The following is a 15,554-nucleotide window of genomic DNA, read 5'->3' on the forward strand; positions in this document are numbered from 1 at the left end:
TGCACCTGTGATCATGTTTTTGATGTAATCAGCATGGCCAGGACAATCTACGTGTGCGTAGTGACGTGTTTCTGTATCGTACTCGATGTGAGAAGTATTGATTGTAATACCACGCTCACGCTCTTCTGGAGCATTATCGATTTGTGCGAAATCTTTAACTTCACCACCGTGTACTTTAGTTAATACCGCAGAGATAGCGGCTGTTAGTGTTGTTTTACCGTGATCAACGTGTCCAATAGTACCAACGTTAACGTGCGGTTTATTACGTTCAAATTTTTCTTTAGCCATCTTAAAATACCTCTGGGTATATAAAATAAATTAATTTATTGTGTTAAACATTGATTAATCTATAGAAGGTCTAAAGAAGAAGTGGTGCTGATAGGCAGATTCGAACTGCCGACCTCACCCTTACCAAGGGTGCGCTCTACCAACTGAGCCATATCAGCATTTCTCTATAAAGACTGGAGCGGGTGGCGGGAATCGAACCCGCTTCATCAGCTTGGAAGGCTGAGGTAATAGCCAGTATACGACACCCGCTAATCTACAGATTATCTCTGTTAAAATGGTGGAGGGAGGTGGATTCGAACCACCGAAGGCTGAGCCGTCAGATTTACAGTCTGATCCCTTTGGCCACTCGGGAACCCCTCCAAATTTTATTGTTCACATTACAAGTAATGTATTAATGGTGCCGACTGCCGGAGTCGAACTGGCGACCTACTGATTACAAGTCAGTTGCTCTACCAACTGAGCTAAGTCGGCACTACATTAAGTGGAGCGAATTCTAGAGTAATGTTTTCTTGCTTGCAACACCAAAATGCAAAAAAAAGCCTATTTTTATGCGTTTGATGGTTTTTTACACACTATCGTATTTATTTAGCGTGTATATATTGACCTCAACGAGCCTGAAAACAGCTTAGGCCGTGAAAAATTAGCTTAGTCTCTAGCTGCCCGATACCAGGAATAAGTGTAGATATTTCCTGTGCATTACCGCCAGTGATTAAAACCTTATCAAGGTTGAGCAACCCATTTGCTTGAGAAATAGCCTCTTTAATCGCGCCAATGGTCATTGCCCAACTGCCATGATTCAAGCAGCTTGAGCTATCAGTACCGAATGCAACACTCGCTTTCGCTTTAGGTGTAGCAACAATTTTATTGGTTCGAGCCAATAAGCTACTGAATAACACTTGTACCCCGGGCATTATCCACCCCCCAAAATGCTCACCATTTGCAGCTAATAAATCAATGGTTGTGGCTGTACCTGCATCAATAATTAATAGATTTTGTTCTGGAAAAAGTCGTTTTGCCCCAACCATAGCTAACCAACGGTCAACTCCTAAGCTCCCAGGTTCAAGATACGATGAAGTTATTCCAAAAGCTTTGGCACTACTGTGTACTTGCAAACAGGCGATATTATATTTTCTTGCCCAATGTTCTATAGCATCGAGTACTTCGCTAGCATGCACATTGGCAACAACGACTTCATTAACTGCTGAAAATATACCTTGAGCCAATTGATGTTGAAATGCCTGATAATCAACATAAACAACGTTTGAAAGTTTAGAATCGCTCTCCTTACCCTGAAAAACATACTTTACTTGCGTGTTTCCTACATCAACTAAAAGCCTCATAAACCCGACCTTAAACTAACTTCTCCACCATACACAGGGCCAACTTGGCCATTAACTTCTAACATTAAGGCTCCTTGTGCATTAATGCCACGAGAAATACCGCGAGTAATTTTTTCTCCAGTGATTAAAGCAACCGGTTTATTAAAGTAAAAATCTTGTGATTGCCATTGCGCAATCATGGTGTTAATTCCTGTTTCATTGTGGGTTTTTAAACGTGTAAGTAGCGCTGATATAATGTTAGCGGTTAGCATATTACGATCAACCTCCGTATCTAAAGCGGTTGATAAATCAATCCAAGGTTGATCGACTAACGCAGCACTTTGTTCTGGCATTTTAATATTTAAACCAATACCAATAACACAATGACACGGCTCCATGGCTTGGCCTTCAAGATCAATTAAAATTCCAGCAAGCTTAACGCCATTAAAGTATATATCGTTAGGCCATTTCAGCTCAACATCAACATTATACAAAGATTTTATTGCATCACTCACGGCTAAAGCTGCCACTACGCTTAAGCCCATAGCAGCCGACATACCTTGCTCTAAATACCAATACATTGATAAATAAATATGCGAACCAAAAGGTGAAATCCATTGTCGGCCTCTTCGTCCTCGCCCTGCACTTTGATATTCTGCTATACATACTTGTCCGGGAACATTTTGATTAGGTAAACGGCGCATTAAATAACTATTAGTGGAATCTATTAAGTTGTGAACTTCAACTTTGGTTGCCATGTTTTGGTCAAGTAAGTGCTTTTCGATACGAGTTTCATCGAGTAACTCTATGGGATTGGCTAAGCGATAGCCCTTACCAGTAACACTGAATATATCAAAACCTATTTCCTGTAGAGCAGCAATATGTTTTGATATTGCAGCGCGACTTACCCCTAGTTCCTCACCTAAAGCTTGGCCTGATAAGAACTCTCCTTTAACTAGCCTCTTTATCAATTGCTCACGTATGGCTTTCATGATTCACTTCCTGTATCACTAGCTGACAACTCACCATTAACACCAATAAAACGTACCTCTGGCACTAATTTTATATTAAATTTATCCATGATTTTTTCTTGAATATAAACCGATAGAGCGACTATGTTTTCACCCTGCTTACTTTCATAATTTATAAGAACTAAAGCTTGGTTTTCATGAACACCAACACCACGTTGGCGATACCCCTTAAGACCTGATTGTTCAATTAACCAACCAGCGGCTAATTTAATAGCGCCATTTTCCTGCAAATAATAAGGCATAATAGGATACTGATGATGTAAATGCTTAAACACCGCTTCAGTAACTATCGGGTTTTTAAAAAAGCTTCCTGCATTGGGTAATTCTTTCGGCTCAGGTAATTTGGCTTGGCGAAGTTGTATTACTTTAGACATTATGGCTTGAGGTGTTATTGGTGTTGGTAAATCGTTCAGGCCGTGATAACGGTTTTCGGGCTGCCAAGCTTTAGCAAATTTAAAGTTTACATGCGTGATAATACCCTTGCCATTCAAAGCCTGCTTAAAAATGCTTTCGCGATAGCCAAATCGACATTCTTCATTCGAAAAGTTTATTTGTTTTTGTTCGGCAAAATCGAACCATGAAACATAGTCAATAAAGTTACTTACTTCAATGCCATAAGCCCCTATGTTCTGCACAGGAGCAGCACCTACACTGCCGGGGATCAGCGCTAAGTTCTCTAAACCAAATATTCCCTTATTAATGCAGAATAGAACAAATTCATGCCAGTTTTGTCCGCAAGCAACTTTAACTTTAAAGTCTTTGTCACTCTCTGTTATTTCGATGCCCATTAGGCTAGGTTTAATTATTGTTGGCGCACGCTCTTGGCAAAATAAAGAGTTTGTGCCTTCGCCCAAAATATAAGATGAAGTGGCTTTTTCTGCGGTTATTTCAGCTAACTCTTGTAAAGTAGAAGGGAAACATATTTCTGCTGTGATAACAGGTACATTAAAGCTATTGAGAGTTTGTAAGGAGAAGTTTGTACGTATTTTCATAACAGTGACTATTAGAAATTTGTGCTATTGTACGCATAAATACTCCAAGCATAAACTGCTTTAAAGCAATTGAATTAAGTATATAATTTAAACTCACTTATGTTAGCCGCGTTTTCTTGCCGCCAGCTTAATAATATTGTCACGTTCGGTATAATATTTATTCTGGTATTTATCGGTATCAATGTTTTCACTATGATTGACCACTACGCCTTCTATAGGTGCATTTACTTGCTTCAACATTCTAAGGCCAGATGAAATTTGTTCACGTTTGGTTTTATTGCCATGCACAATATAAATAACACTATCGACTAATTTAGAAATTATAACCGCATCGCTCACTGCATGAACTGGTGGCGTTTCTATAATAATGCGGTCATAAAAGTTACCAAAAACTTTAATCAGCATATTAAAACGTTTCATGGATAGAAAAGCTAACGGGTTAGCGGGTGTAACGCCTGAAGTTAAAATGTCTAATTTGACATTTTTATCACGAATAATACATTCATTAATTTGATGCGTTTTTGCCAACAAATTCGAAAGCCCTGGGCGATGTTCATTCAAACTCATGTTTTTAGCGATTGTTGGATGCCGCATATCGGCTTCAATCAACAGTACCTTTTCCATTTCACTAAAAGAGCGAGCAAGATGTAAAGCAACCGTTGATTTACCTTCATTGGGCACTGAAGACGTTACTGCGATTATCTTAGGTGGCTTCTTTTCATTATTAAATAACAAAGCCGTACGTAATGTTCTTATTGCTTCCGTAAAGCGGTTATCTGTGCTGTAAGCATCTTCTTTTCGCTGATGTGCACTCGCTCTTATTTTCGGCAATACCGCTAGAATAGGCGCATCATTAAAGTTATCTAATTTACGACGTGAATTTAAGGTATCCATTAATAATTCGCGCATGATAATAACTAAAGAAATCACAGCAATCGACAATATAAAAGTGAAAACTATTACCATGATTTTATTTGGAGCAGACTGACTTTTAGGTATTGTCGCCTTATCTATAAAACGCACATAAAAATTTGCTTTATAATTACCCATTGCATCTGCTTCTTTCAAACGCACTAGGTAGTTATTATAAAGCTCTTTGTTGGTTTCTACTTCACGAGTTAACTGAGAAAACTTATTCTGTAAACGACTTAAACGTAAATAATCTTTTTTTGCTATATCTAAACGCTGTTTAGTACCATTTACTTTTTCTAAAGCACTAAAATATTCTTTTTCTATGGATACAACAATATCGAAAACTTGCTGTGTAATACGATTTTTAAGTGACATTAACTCAGCATTAACGGCAATTTTTTTCGGGTGTTTTGGGCCGTAACGTTGAGACAGCTCAAATACTTTTCTTTCAATTCTTTCTTCTTCACGACGCAATTGCATCAAGGTAGAGTGACTACTGATTTCATGAAGATCACTCAGTTTTTCAATATTGCCATTATGCTTTTGAATATCTTGATATGAAATCGCAAGATCATCCGCTAACTTAGCTGCTTTTAAGGTTTCAGATGTTAACTCGGTAAGTTGAGAGCCTACTAAACCTACGACGCCTTTTATATCAACAATGCCTTCAGCTTCGCGGTATGTTTGCAAAGACAACTCTGATAGTTGCAACTTCTTGCCTAATTCTTCTAGTTGATCAACCAGCCATTGAGATGTGCTTTCTTTTGATGCGCTATGAATTTCGTCTTGGTATTGTAAATATGTAATACCTACTTGATTCGCTATTTTTTGTGATAATTGGGCCGAATAGGACATATAAGATATTTTAACTAACTCTGTACCTGCAATAGGTACTATCGTTAATTTTTGTTGAAATTTTCGTACGACTTCACTTACCGCTGCTTGCTTTTTTCTTTGTCCAACATTAGCAAGAAATGCCAGTTTATCGTTATACTTTCCACTGTTAAATTCTTCATGTTTAACAAGATTAAGTTGATAAATAACACGCTCTGCAAATTTTCTAGAGCGCAATAGTTCAAACTGTGTTTGTATTTGCTCTTTACTGGCATTTGACTCGTTAAAAGCATCATTAATTGATAATGTATTCGCAGGTTTGTTAGTGCCGATCTGTAGAATTGCGGTGGCACTATATGAAGGTTTTAGTAACGACACATAAACTGCTGCGAGTAACGTTACTACTAGAGTAAAGAATATAATTTTCCATCGACGTGACCAAAGCGGCGTTAAAATTTCTTTTAAAGCTACCTCTTCATTAATGGATATTAAATCTTTATTCTCTAGAGTATTCAAAAAAAGCTTTGCTCAATTTCTATAATATCATCGGGTAAAATCACGCTCGAAACATTGGCGTTGAAAACCGATTTCTCCCCATTAACTAATCTTGTAATATTCCATGCAGATTTCGATGCTCTTGCCGCTAAACCACCTGCAATAGCTATTGCTTTATCTAGTGTTAAATCTTCTTGAAACGGATAGCCGCCTGGGCGCTTTACTTGACCATGAATAAAAAAAGGTCGATACATTTCAATGGAAACAGTTACCTGTGGATCAATTAAATAATCACCGCGCAAACCGTTAGCAACTTTATTTTCCAGTTCTTTCGATGTTAAGCCAACTACGGTGATATCAGACAAAAATGGAAACGAAATCACACCTGACTTTTCTATTTTCACCTGAGTCGTTAAATCAGCCTCACCATATACGGTGATCTGAATTTTATCGCCAGCACCTAACTTATAGTCATTAGCTGATACATTGCCGAAAAAAAACAACAAACTAATTATTATAACCTTCACATTTTTTATCCACTTTAGTAACACACTCTAGCAACCACCTATCAGTCACCTCGATCTAGTCTGACCAGTTCAAGTAATAAGATTTTACTAATAATGTTGATAAATTTAAATAAAAATTTATTCTATACACTACTATTCTTACTGTAATTTAACCCTTTATAAATCAAGCTTTATGCTGATACCGACTTTATTCTGCGCAAAATCAATATCACCATAGTTCGCATCGAGTGATTTATAGTCATAAGCAAACTTAAAGCTTAATCGTTCGCTGTAACGATAGTTCAGCTCTAATGCCGCAACCACATAGTCTTCATCGTTACTGCTCTGAGGAGTTATAAATTCGTCATTATTAATACCGATAGCAAAAAGCACGGATAAACTCTCGGTAAAGTCATGTATTACATCAATTTGGTGCGTTTGTGCTAAACGGTAACTACTAATTAATCGATAGGTCTCATCAAACTTTCGATTCGAGACAATGTGTAGGGTAGTATAATCAGAAGGTCGCCATGTGTAGTCAAATCGCCATTTAAAAGCGCTATCATCAATTAAACGACTGTCTTCAAAGCTTAAGTTCTGATAACCCACAAGAAAATTAAGCTCGCTGATCACTGTAGTGTACCATTTCACGCCAATTAGGCCTGAAATACTATCGCGACTGATAAGTGGATCATTTGTGTAATCAATAATTTTATAGTCGAGGTCAAAGGCTAAAAATGTTTTGCCTGATAGCAAATAGTCAAAGCTTGATTTTAATGTCAGTATTTCTGTATCCAATCGATTGGTGTCTGTACGTCGAGTGGTAAATTCACTTTCGTGATAGGTAAGATCGAAATTTAACCTGCCTTGAGATTCTTTTGTACCGTACTCATAACCAATTATCGCCCCTAATGTCTCTTGAGTATCGCCTTTTTCTAACTGATCAGCTTGACCTAAAGATAAGCCCATACCTCTGTAAGTGAAGTCATTAAGCAAAAGCCCTGAAATATGGAGTCGCTGATTCTGGCTAAACTTAAATTGATATTTAGGAATAATGGAGTAATCAGTATGATTATCGTCGTCGAAATTTGCGTAAAGGTAAGTGGCAATATTAGCGTTAATATTAAATGCGGATTGCTGGCTTTTAGCGCTAAAAGCTAGGTCTGAAGCTAAACGATAAAAAGCGGTGCTTTCTTCATTCTCGGATTGAAATAGAAAGTTATCTATATAACCTGCTTCAGTTGATAAATTAATCGCTAAATCATTGTCAAATTCTGCCAATGCTGACGTACTATACGTACAGTAAATTGCACATATAGCAAAAAATCGAGAAATACTCATATCTCAAGTTTGCCTATTTTTATTATTATTATACGAATCAGTAAAAAATCCGCTTGGCATTTTAGCCGCTTACATTACTTAGTATGCACAAAAACAAATTCTATTGAAATGATTTGTTATCATTTTGTAACGAATATTTAAGGTATACTTAGCCTAAATTAGCCTAAAAAAAAGCAACCTTGTAGGTTGCTTTATGTATCTAGATAAATTTAAACCATTAAATCTCTTTGCTGAAGGCCTTAGATTTACGCTGAATGTTATACATTTTTTGTTTACCTTCTGGAAGCTTTTCAATAGCTTGCTCGCTATAGCCTTGTTCAATAAACCAATGAGCACTAACCGTAGTGAGTACAAATATTGAATTAAGGTTTTGCCTTTTCGCCGTTTGTTCAAGCGCTTGAATAAGACGTATACCTCGATTACCGCCTCGATAGTCAGGATGTATAACTAAACAAGCAATTTCACCGGTTTTTGCTTCTGGATATGGATAAAGTGCTGCGCAAGCGATAATAACGTCTTCTTTTTTAATTACCGTAAAGCGATCGATTTCAACTTCAAGTAACTCTCGCGAACGCTTAACAAGCACCCCCTCTTCTTCTAATGGGGCAATTAACTCTAAAATACCACCGACATCATCAATGTTAGCTGCAGATAATTGCTCTTGAAAATCTTTAGCGATTAATGTGCCGGCACCATCTCGAGTAAAAAGCTCTTGTAAAAGTGCACTATCACTGGCGTAACTTACGCTATGGCAACGTTCAACGCCTTGTTTACCACATTGGATTATCGCTTTTAATAGTAACTGTTGAACGTGGTCTTTTTGCTGTAAAAGAAGTTCACTTACTGTTGCAATACCACAACTTCTTATTAATGCCCCTTTTTTATCAATTAAACCAGCTTGCTCAGTTAATGTAATTAACTTGTCTGCTTTTAAGGCAATAGCCGTCTGCGCTGCAACATCTTCTAATGCTAAGTTAAACACTTCACCTGTTGATGAATAACCGACAGGCGATAACAAAACCATAGAGCCAAAATTTAGTTGTGTATTAATACCTTCAGCGTCAATTCTGCGAACGGCTCCACTATACTTAAAATCAATCCCGTCTCTTACGCCAATTGGCTTAGCAATAACAAAATTACCAGTACTAACACGTATTTGCGCACCATGCATAGGCGAATTAACTAAGCCCATAGTCAACAAGGCTTCAATATGAATACGCAGCGAACCTGTTGCATCTTTAACAACGTTCAAAGTTTCAGCGTCGGTAACTCGAATGTTATTTTCAATTTGTTGTGGTAAGGCGAGCGCATTAAGGCGTTCTTCAATTTGCACACGCGCACCATGTACTAAAACTAGCTTAACACCTAGGCTTCGTAGTAAAGCTATATCGTGAATAATATTTGCAAAATTAGCATGTTGAACTGCTTCTCCGCCGAACATTAAAACAAAGGTTTTACCACGATGGGCATTAATATACGGCGCAGCATTTCTAAACCACTTTACATTATCTTCATTACTATTCATGACAACTTTTCGCTACTAACTTTCATTGATTAACAACACCTACAGCCAAGAAGAAACCTTAGGCTTCTTCTACACAACGATTAACAATATATTCCATTGCCACTTCATCAGCCGGATCTTTGTGTGGGCTTTGCTCACTGTCTTCAATGATATTGTCGGCTAATGAGTTTTTATCAATTAAGTTAAAACCTAACTGCTCAAAGTAGTTCGGGATATAAGTCAGCACAATAATTTTTTGTAATTGAATTTGATGAGCAAACTCTAGCAAATATTGCACTAACGCTTGGCCTTGTCCTTGTTTATGTGCACTTTTATCAATAACAACCGAGCGTATTTCAGCCAGTCCAGTTTGGTAAATATAAAGTGAAGCACAGCCGACTACAGCTCCGGCTACTTCTGCAACGACAAAATTTTGCACATCATGAATAATATTATCACGGCTGCGTGGCAGTATTTCCCCGCGCTCAGCCCAGTAATCAACTAATGCTGAAATACTATCAATGTCTGACATTTTTGCTCTGCGAACCGACATAGCAGCAGCGCGTTGTGCATTCAAACGTTGCTTAACTTGCTTTAAAGTCATATTGATTTGCGTTTTGCTTGGTGCCCCTAATACTTGTGTATTTAAAGTATCTTGGTTGTCTGATAAAAGATTACCCGACTGCACTTCTGCTAAGGCTTTTTCAACTTGTTGACGAGATGTGCCGCCCAATGCGCCACGCTTATCTAAACAAGATTCAATAGATAGATGTTGGTAAACATCTTGCTCAATTTTGTCGCTATACTTTTGTAACTGTGCAATAGAGAAATCTTCCAATGCATGGCCAGCATCAATTGCTGCCAATACCACTTCACCCACAATATGATGTGCTTCGCGAAATGGAATATCTTTACTAACAAGATAATCTGCAAGCTCGGTTGAGTTTGCATAACCTTGTTGTGCTGCGGCTAAAGTACGAGCACGATTTACCGTTAAACCTTCTGCAACCAAAACTGCCATTTGCATACATTCTTGCCAGGTATCAAGCGCGTCAAACAAACCTTCTTTGTCTTCTTGCATATCTTTATTATAAGCAAGCGGTAAGGCTTTCATGGTCATCATCATACCGGTTAGAGAGCCCATTACTCGGCCCGCTTTACCACGTAGTAATTCACATGCGTCAGGGTTTTTCTTTTGCGGCATTAATGATGAACCTGAGCTAACTAAATCGCTCATTTCAACAAAGCCTGCTTCACCAGAGTTATAGAAAATTAAATCTTCTGCAAAGCGAGACAAGTGCATCATGCTGATACTGGCGGTAGATAAAAGCTCTATTACGTGATCTCGATCAGAAACAGCATCTAAACTATTCAGTGTTGCGCTTCGAAAGCCAAGATTATGGGCTAACTTGTCACGATCAATTGGGTAAGCTGTGCCTGCCAATGCGCCTGAGCCTAATGGTGAAGTGTCGGCACGGTATAAAGCATCTTTTAAACGCCCTATATCACGGTTAAACATTTCAACATACGCCAAACACCAATGACCAAAAGTAATCGGTTGCGCACGTTGTAAATGCGTATAGCCTGGCAGTACGGTATTACGTTCACGTTCAGCAAGATCTAGCATGGCTTGTTGCAAGTTCACTAAGGCATAAAGTAAATCACTACCTTTTTCTTTACACCAGAGTTTTAAGTCAGTAGCCACTTGGTCATTACGGCTGCGACCAGTATGCAATTTCTTCCCTAAATCACCAGTTTTTTCGATAAGGTTAATTTCTACCCAGCTGTGAATGTCTTCAGCGTCAGACAATAAAATTTGCTTCGGATTTTCTTCAACTGAAGCTTTTAATTCTAACAATGCCGTCTTTAATTCTTCAAACTCTGCTTGGCTTAGTACATCAACTGTAGTTAATGCTTCAGCCCAAGCAATAGACCCAACAATGTCTTGTACCGCCATACGATAATCAACAGGTAAAGAGTCATTAAACTTTTTAAACTGTACACTAGCTTGCTCTTTAAACCGTCCGCCCCATAATGCCATGGCTAAATTCCTCTACCTTTTTTATTTCTTTTCAGATAATACTGAGTCTGCTTGCTTAAGTGCGGTTATTCTACTTGATAAACTGAACAAACGAATAAAACCTTCTGCATGTTTTTGGTCGTAAACATCGTCTGCACCAAAGGTTGCAAACTCTTCTGAATACAAGCTGTTTGGAGAGCGACGTTGTGTTACTTGCGCCATACCTTTATACAATTTAACCACTACATCACCCGTTACTTTTTCAGCAAATGATGCGGCTGAAGCTAACTGTGCTTTGGCAAGTGGTGTAAACCAACGACCGTCATAAATTACGTGTGAAAATTCATGACCCACTGACTCACGATACTTTAATGACTCTTTATCTAAAATAAGTGACTCTAAACCTTTATATGCCGCCATTAATACCGTGCCGCCTGGAGTTTCATAACAACCACGAGATTTCATACCTACTAAGCGGTTTTCAACAATATCGATACGGCCAACGCCATGGGCAGCAGCTTTGTCGTTCAAATACATTAAAGATTGATACGCTGACATTGGCTTGCCATCAACCGCCACTAATTCACCAGCTTCAAAGCTTAGCATTACTTTGCCTGCTTCGTTTGGTGCATCCATTGGGTCAACGGTCATGGTCCAAACTTCTTTTGAAGGCTCACACCAAGGGTCTTCTAACTCACCACCTTCATGCGAAATGTGCCAAGCATTAGCATCACGACTATAAATTTTAGTTAACGAAGCGGCACATGGGATATTACGTTCAGCTAAGTAGTCTAAAAGATCTTCACGTGAAACCATATCCCACTCACGCCATGGCGCAATAACGGTTAACTGTGGAGCTAAAGCTGCAAAACAAGCTTCGAAACGTACTTGGTCATTACCTTTACCAGTACAACCATGACAAACCGCATCAGCACCAACTTTTAAGGCAATTTCGATATGAGCTTTGGCAATAACAGGACGTGCCATTGATGTACCTAATAAATACTGCCCCTCATAAACGGCACCTGTTTTTAGAATTGGGTAAATATAATCTTTTACATATTCTTCTTTAAGATCGACGACGTAACACTCTGAAGCACCTGAAGCTATGGCTTTTTCTTTTATGCCAACCAACTCTTCTTCACCTTGTCCTACATCTGCACAAAATGCGACAACTTCACAGCCATCGTAATTTTCTTTTAACCAAGGGATAATGGCTGATGTGTCTAAACCGCCAGAATAAGCTAATACGACTTTTTTAATGTTTTTCTTTGCTGCTAATGCCATGATTTTTTCCTTTACAATTTTTGTTATCAGTCTAGCCAACGTTGTGAAATAGGCTAGTTTGAATAGTATTTTTAAATTAAATTTGATTTATTTGTTTAATAATAACCGCTTGGCTAATCAGCTAATAAAGTCACTAACACTGCATTTTGCGCCCACATACGGTTTTCAGCTGACTGAAATGCCACTGACATTTCGCTGTCGAACAATTCGGTGGTAATTTCCTCTTCGAGATGAGCAGGTTGACAGTGCATAACAATGCTAGCCCCTGCTTTTGCCATGAGTTCGTGATTAACTTGATACGGTTTAAAGGTGGCTAAAATGTCATCGACATTGGTGTTACTGCCCATAGATATCCAAGTATCAGTATAAATAGCATCTTGTTGACCTAGCGCTGAAATATTTGAGCTAAACAATAATTTACTGCCTGATATTTCACTAAACTTAATCGCCTTATTCAGTATGGTTTCATCTGGCCCATGACCTTCTGGACACACTAACGTGAAATCTACACCGACAATAGCTGCCATAATCATTAACGAATTTGAAACATTATTTGCATCACCAACATAAGCAAGCTTGATGGTTGAAATATCGTCGAAGTTTTCTGCAAGCGTAACAAAATCAGCTAATGCTTGGCATGGATGGTATACATCACATAAGGCATTAATAACGGGTACGCTACCATGCGCGGCTAACTGTTCAATAGAATTATTACTAAACACACGCGCAACAATGGCATCGGCATAACATGAGAGGTTTTTAGCATAATCGCTTACTCTTTCACGCTCACCTAGTTTGCCATTTTGCTGGCCTAAATAAAGCGCATGACCACCTAACTTATTAATGCCAATATCAAAACTAACATGTGTTCTTAAAGACGGCTTTTCGAAAATCATCGCAACCGACTTGCCTGCTAATACTTGATTGTACTTTTTAGGCTGCTGTTTAATATCACGTGCTAAGGCAATTAAATCGAGTATTTGTTGTTTATTTAGCTGATCATCAGCTAAGAAATGTTCTAAGTTCATTAAAATTCTATCCTGTTCTAAAACGCGTTTACGACGTGTTTTGGTTATTTCTAACTAACACTTGGCTGTATTCTGGTTCCTACATTGGCACCATTGAGTAAATCGATAATTTGCTCAGGCGATTGCCAGCTGGCAACCGCGATACTTCGTCGTAACTTATTTGCCGCTTGCAACGCTGCATTGACTTTTGCAGTCATGCCACCGGCAATAACACCACTACTTATAAGCGCTTCAGCTTGCTCATGATTCAGTGAACTTAAATATTCTCCTGTAGCACCTTTAACACCATTTACATCGGTAAGTAAAAACAGTTCCGCGTTCAATAACTGACAAATTGCAACAGCAGCGTCATCCGCATTTACATTAACAAGCTCACCATTTTCCAACGCCCCAATTGAAGATACTATTGGCAAAAATTTCGCTTTTAACAAGGTATCTAATAATGCGCTACTAAAAGGTTTAGGCACACCTACTTGCCCTAATGCTAATGGACTTAAGTCACACTGCACCATTTGACCATCGGTAAGAGATAAACCTACTGCGGCTAACTTTAAACTCGCCGCACTCGCCACAATTGCTTTATTAACATTGCCTGCAAGCGCACCGCTAATAATTGGCATTTGCGCTTTTGGTGTCACGCGTAAACCGTGCTTTTTCTCGGTTGTAAATCCTGCTTGTGTCAACATTTCATCAACAATACAGCCACCACCATGTACAATAACTACAGGCTGATCTTTTAAATTGGCGATAACAGAGAGCAGCGCTGTTAATGCTGAGGTATTACCTTGGTTGTAGCCATCTAAAATAGCGCCACCAATTTTTATCACCACAGGTTTTTTCATCAGCTTTTCCCCGACATTATTAAACTATATTCACTTGGCAGACCTAAGCTAATATTTGCACATTGAATGGCTTGCGAAGCCGCACCTTTTAATAAATTATCAATTGCGCAACTAACAACAACTACATGCTTAGCTTCATCAACCTGCCAGTGCACATCTGCAAATGCTGTATGAGCAACATTGTCGATTTTAGGCCAAGCATTTACTATACGAACTAGCGGTTTGTCTTGATATGCTTGAGTAAAAGCTTGATCAACTTGTTGACTTGTTACATCAGGTTTTAACTGTGAAGTCACCGTGACTAATAAACCACGCTTATAAGGGGCTAAATGCGGGTTAAAAATAACCTCAGCATTCGCTTCTTGACTGATTTCAGGTTGGTGTCTGTGCTGTAAAATATTGTAAGGCGTTAAACTGACTTCACAAAAGCTTGTTGCTAAAGATGCTTTACGACCCGCGCCCGTTACGCCACTAATGCCATTAACGACAATAAGTGAGTTCTCTACATGTAATGCATTACTAGTAATGGGCTTTAAAGACAATAAGCTAGCGGTTGGATAACAACCCGGTACAGCAATTAGGTTACTGGTTGCAATTTCATCGGATTGCCATTCAGCTAAACCGTACTGAGCTTGTTCAAGGGCTTTTAGCGATTGATGTTCAAAACCATAATGAACAGGGTAATGAGTCGAATTTTTTAGACGAAACCCGCCAGAAAGGTCAAAAACTTTAATACCTTGATCAATAAAAGCTTGTGCCCATTGCGCGCTAAATTCATGGGGAGTTGCAAAAAAGACGGCATCTATACCATGCCCAGATAAAGCATGTTCAGATGAGTTTATATGTTGATCAAACCATTGCTGCGAAAAAGAGTGCAGGGGTAAATCACAGATCCCCTGCCAGCGAGTATGCAGTTGAGCAAAAGTTTTTCCACTAGAACTACTGTTTTCAGACACTAACAAGTGTTGAATTGATATTTTATTGTGTTGCGTAAGCAACCCAATTAATTCAGCACCGACATAACCACTTGCACCAATAACTATAACGTTCATTTACTTACCATTTAACTTATGATTAGAAACTACAACGGCTATGTTATTTACACGCTACGTTTGCAATTCTATTCAACTTTGACCGATTACTTCTTAGTTATTA

General features: G+C 38.5%; 13 protein-coding genes and 4 tRNA genes. All 17 read right to left on the reverse strand.

Annotated elements, in window-relative coordinates; translation table 11 throughout:
• A partial coding sequence (locus tag AC27H3_RS08675; RefSeq protein WP_487105386.1) for a GTP-binding protein occupies window positions 1-288 on the reverse strand: 288 nt, incomplete at its 3' end.
• Window positions 289-370: 82 nt separating this feature from the next.
• Window positions 371-446, reverse strand: a tRNA-Thr gene (locus tag AC27H3_RS08680).
• A 16-nt stretch (window positions 447-462) separates the two neighbouring features.
• Window positions 463-537: transfer RNA gene (locus AC27H3_RS08685), tRNA-Gly, on the reverse strand.
• Between the two features lie 26 nt (window positions 538-563).
• Window positions 564-648: transfer RNA gene (locus tag AC27H3_RS08690), tRNA-Tyr, on the reverse strand.
• 35 nt (window positions 649-683) lie between these two features.
• Window positions 684-759: transfer RNA gene (locus AC27H3_RS08695), tRNA-Thr, on the reverse strand.
• Between the two features lie 134 nt (window positions 760-893).
• Complete coding sequence (locus AC27H3_RS08700; protein ID WP_487105388.1) at window positions 894-1,628, reverse strand: type III pantothenate kinase; 735 nt, start codon at window positions 1,626-1,628, stop codon at window positions 894-896.
• The gene (birA, locus tag AC27H3_RS08705; RefSeq protein ID WP_487105390.1) at window positions 1,625-2,599 is read right to left on the reverse strand and encodes a bifunctional biotin--[acetyl-CoA-carboxylase] ligase/biotin operon repressor BirA; all 975 of its coding nucleotides are present in this window, start codon (window positions 2,597-2,599) and stop codon (window positions 1,625-1,627) included. Before birA ends, AC27H3_RS08700 begins: the two co-directional genes overlap by 4 nt.
• Window positions 2,596-3,630: a UDP-N-acetylmuramate dehydrogenase gene (murB, locus tag AC27H3_RS08710; RefSeq protein ID WP_487105392.1), complete on the reverse strand. Its 1,035-nt coding sequence runs from the start codon at window positions 3,628-3,630 to the stop codon at window positions 2,596-2,598. Before murB ends, birA begins: the two co-directional genes overlap by 4 nt.
• A gap of 102 nt (window positions 3,631-3,732) precedes the next feature.
• Window positions 3,733-5,892, reverse strand: coding sequence for a GumC family protein (locus AC27H3_RS08715; RefSeq protein ID WP_487105394.1), 2,160 nt, complete (start codon window positions 5,890-5,892; stop codon window positions 3,733-3,735).
• Window positions 5,889-6,398: a polysaccharide biosynthesis/export family protein gene (locus tag AC27H3_RS08720; protein WP_487105396.1), complete on the reverse strand. Its 510-nt coding sequence runs from the start codon at window positions 6,396-6,398 to the stop codon at window positions 5,889-5,891. The genes AC27H3_RS08715 and AC27H3_RS08720 overlap by 4 nt, the downstream gene beginning before the upstream one ends.
• Before the next feature lie 156 nt (window positions 6,399-6,554).
• A complete protein-coding gene (locus AC27H3_RS08725) occupies window positions 6,555-7,718 on the reverse strand; it encodes an outer membrane beta-barrel protein (RefSeq protein WP_487105397.1) in 1,164 nt (387 codons plus the stop codon).
• A 217-nt stretch (window positions 7,719-7,935) separates the two neighbouring features.
• On the reverse strand, window positions 7,936-9,243 hold the full coding sequence (gene argA / locus AC27H3_RS08730; RefSeq protein WP_487105399.1) for an amino-acid N-acetyltransferase: 1,308 nt from the start codon (window positions 9,241-9,243) through the stop codon (window positions 7,936-7,938).
• A 58-nt stretch (window positions 9,244-9,301) separates the two neighbouring features.
• Entirely contained in the window at window positions 9,302-11,263 is a 1,962-nt protein-coding gene (argH, locus tag AC27H3_RS08735; protein ID WP_487105401.1) for an argininosuccinate lyase, read from the reverse strand.
• A 21-nt stretch (window positions 11,264-11,284) separates the two neighbouring features.
• Window positions 11,285-12,529, reverse strand: coding sequence for an argininosuccinate synthase (locus tag AC27H3_RS08740; protein WP_487105403.1), 1,245 nt, complete (start codon window positions 12,527-12,529; stop codon window positions 11,285-11,287).
• Window positions 12,530-12,642: 113 nt separating this feature from the next.
• Window positions 12,643-13,557 carry an ornithine carbamoyltransferase gene (locus AC27H3_RS08745; protein WP_487105405.1) on the reverse strand — a complete coding sequence of 305 codons (915 nt, stop codon included), beginning with the start codon at window positions 13,555-13,557 and terminating at the stop codon, window positions 12,643-12,645.
• Window positions 13,558-13,607: 50 nt separating this feature from the next.
• The gene (gene argB / locus AC27H3_RS08750; protein ID WP_487105407.1) at window positions 13,608-14,399 is read right to left on the reverse strand and encodes an acetylglutamate kinase; all 792 of its coding nucleotides are present in this window, start codon (window positions 14,397-14,399) and stop codon (window positions 13,608-13,610) included.
• The gene (gene argC / locus AC27H3_RS08755; protein WP_487105409.1) at window positions 14,399-15,451 is read right to left on the reverse strand and encodes an N-acetyl-gamma-glutamyl-phosphate reductase; all 1,053 of its coding nucleotides are present in this window, start codon (window positions 15,449-15,451) and stop codon (window positions 14,399-14,401) included. The genes argB and argC overlap by 1 nt, the downstream gene beginning before the upstream one ends.
• Between the last annotated feature and the right edge of the window lie 103 nt (window positions 15,452-15,554).

The sequence above is a fragment of the Colwellia sp. NW0002-52-1 genome, assembly GCF_057550865.1.

Coding starts and splice junctions, on each gene's coding strand:
- AC27H3_RS08700 (WP_487105388.1), bottom strand. CDS start 1,628: ATGAGGCTTTTAGTTGATGTAGGAAACACGCAAGTAAAGTATGTTTTT.
- argB (WP_487105407.1), bottom strand. CDS start 14,399: ATGAAAAAACCTGTGGTGATAAAAATTGGTGGCGCTATTTTAGATGGC.
- argC (WP_487105409.1), bottom strand. CDS start 15,451: ATGAACGTTATAGTTATTGGTGCAAGTGGTTATGTCGGTGCTGAATTA.
- argH (WP_487105401.1), bottom strand. CDS start 11,263: ATGGCATTATGGGGCGGACGGTTTAAAGAGCAAGCTAGTGTACAGTTT.
- argA (WP_487105399.1), bottom strand. CDS start 9,243: ATGAATAGTAATGAAGATAATGTAAAGTGGTTTAGAAATGCTGCGCCG.
- AC27H3_RS08725 (WP_487105397.1), bottom strand. CDS start 7,718: ATGAGTATTTCTCGATTTTTTGCTATATGTGCAATTTACTGTACGTAT.
- birA (WP_487105390.1), bottom strand. CDS start 2,599: ATGAAAGCCATACGTGAGCAATTGATAAAGAGGCTAGTTAAAGGAGAG.
- AC27H3_RS08745 (WP_487105405.1), bottom strand. CDS start 13,557: ATGAACTTAGAACATTTCTTAGCTGATGATCAGCTAAATAAACAACAA.
- AC27H3_RS08740 (WP_487105403.1), bottom strand. CDS start 12,529: ATGGCATTAGCAGCAAAGAAAAACATTAAAAAAGTCGTATTAGCTTAT.
- murB (WP_487105392.1), bottom strand. CDS start 3,630: ATGAAAATACGTACAAACTTCTCCTTACAAACTCTCAATAGCTTTAAT.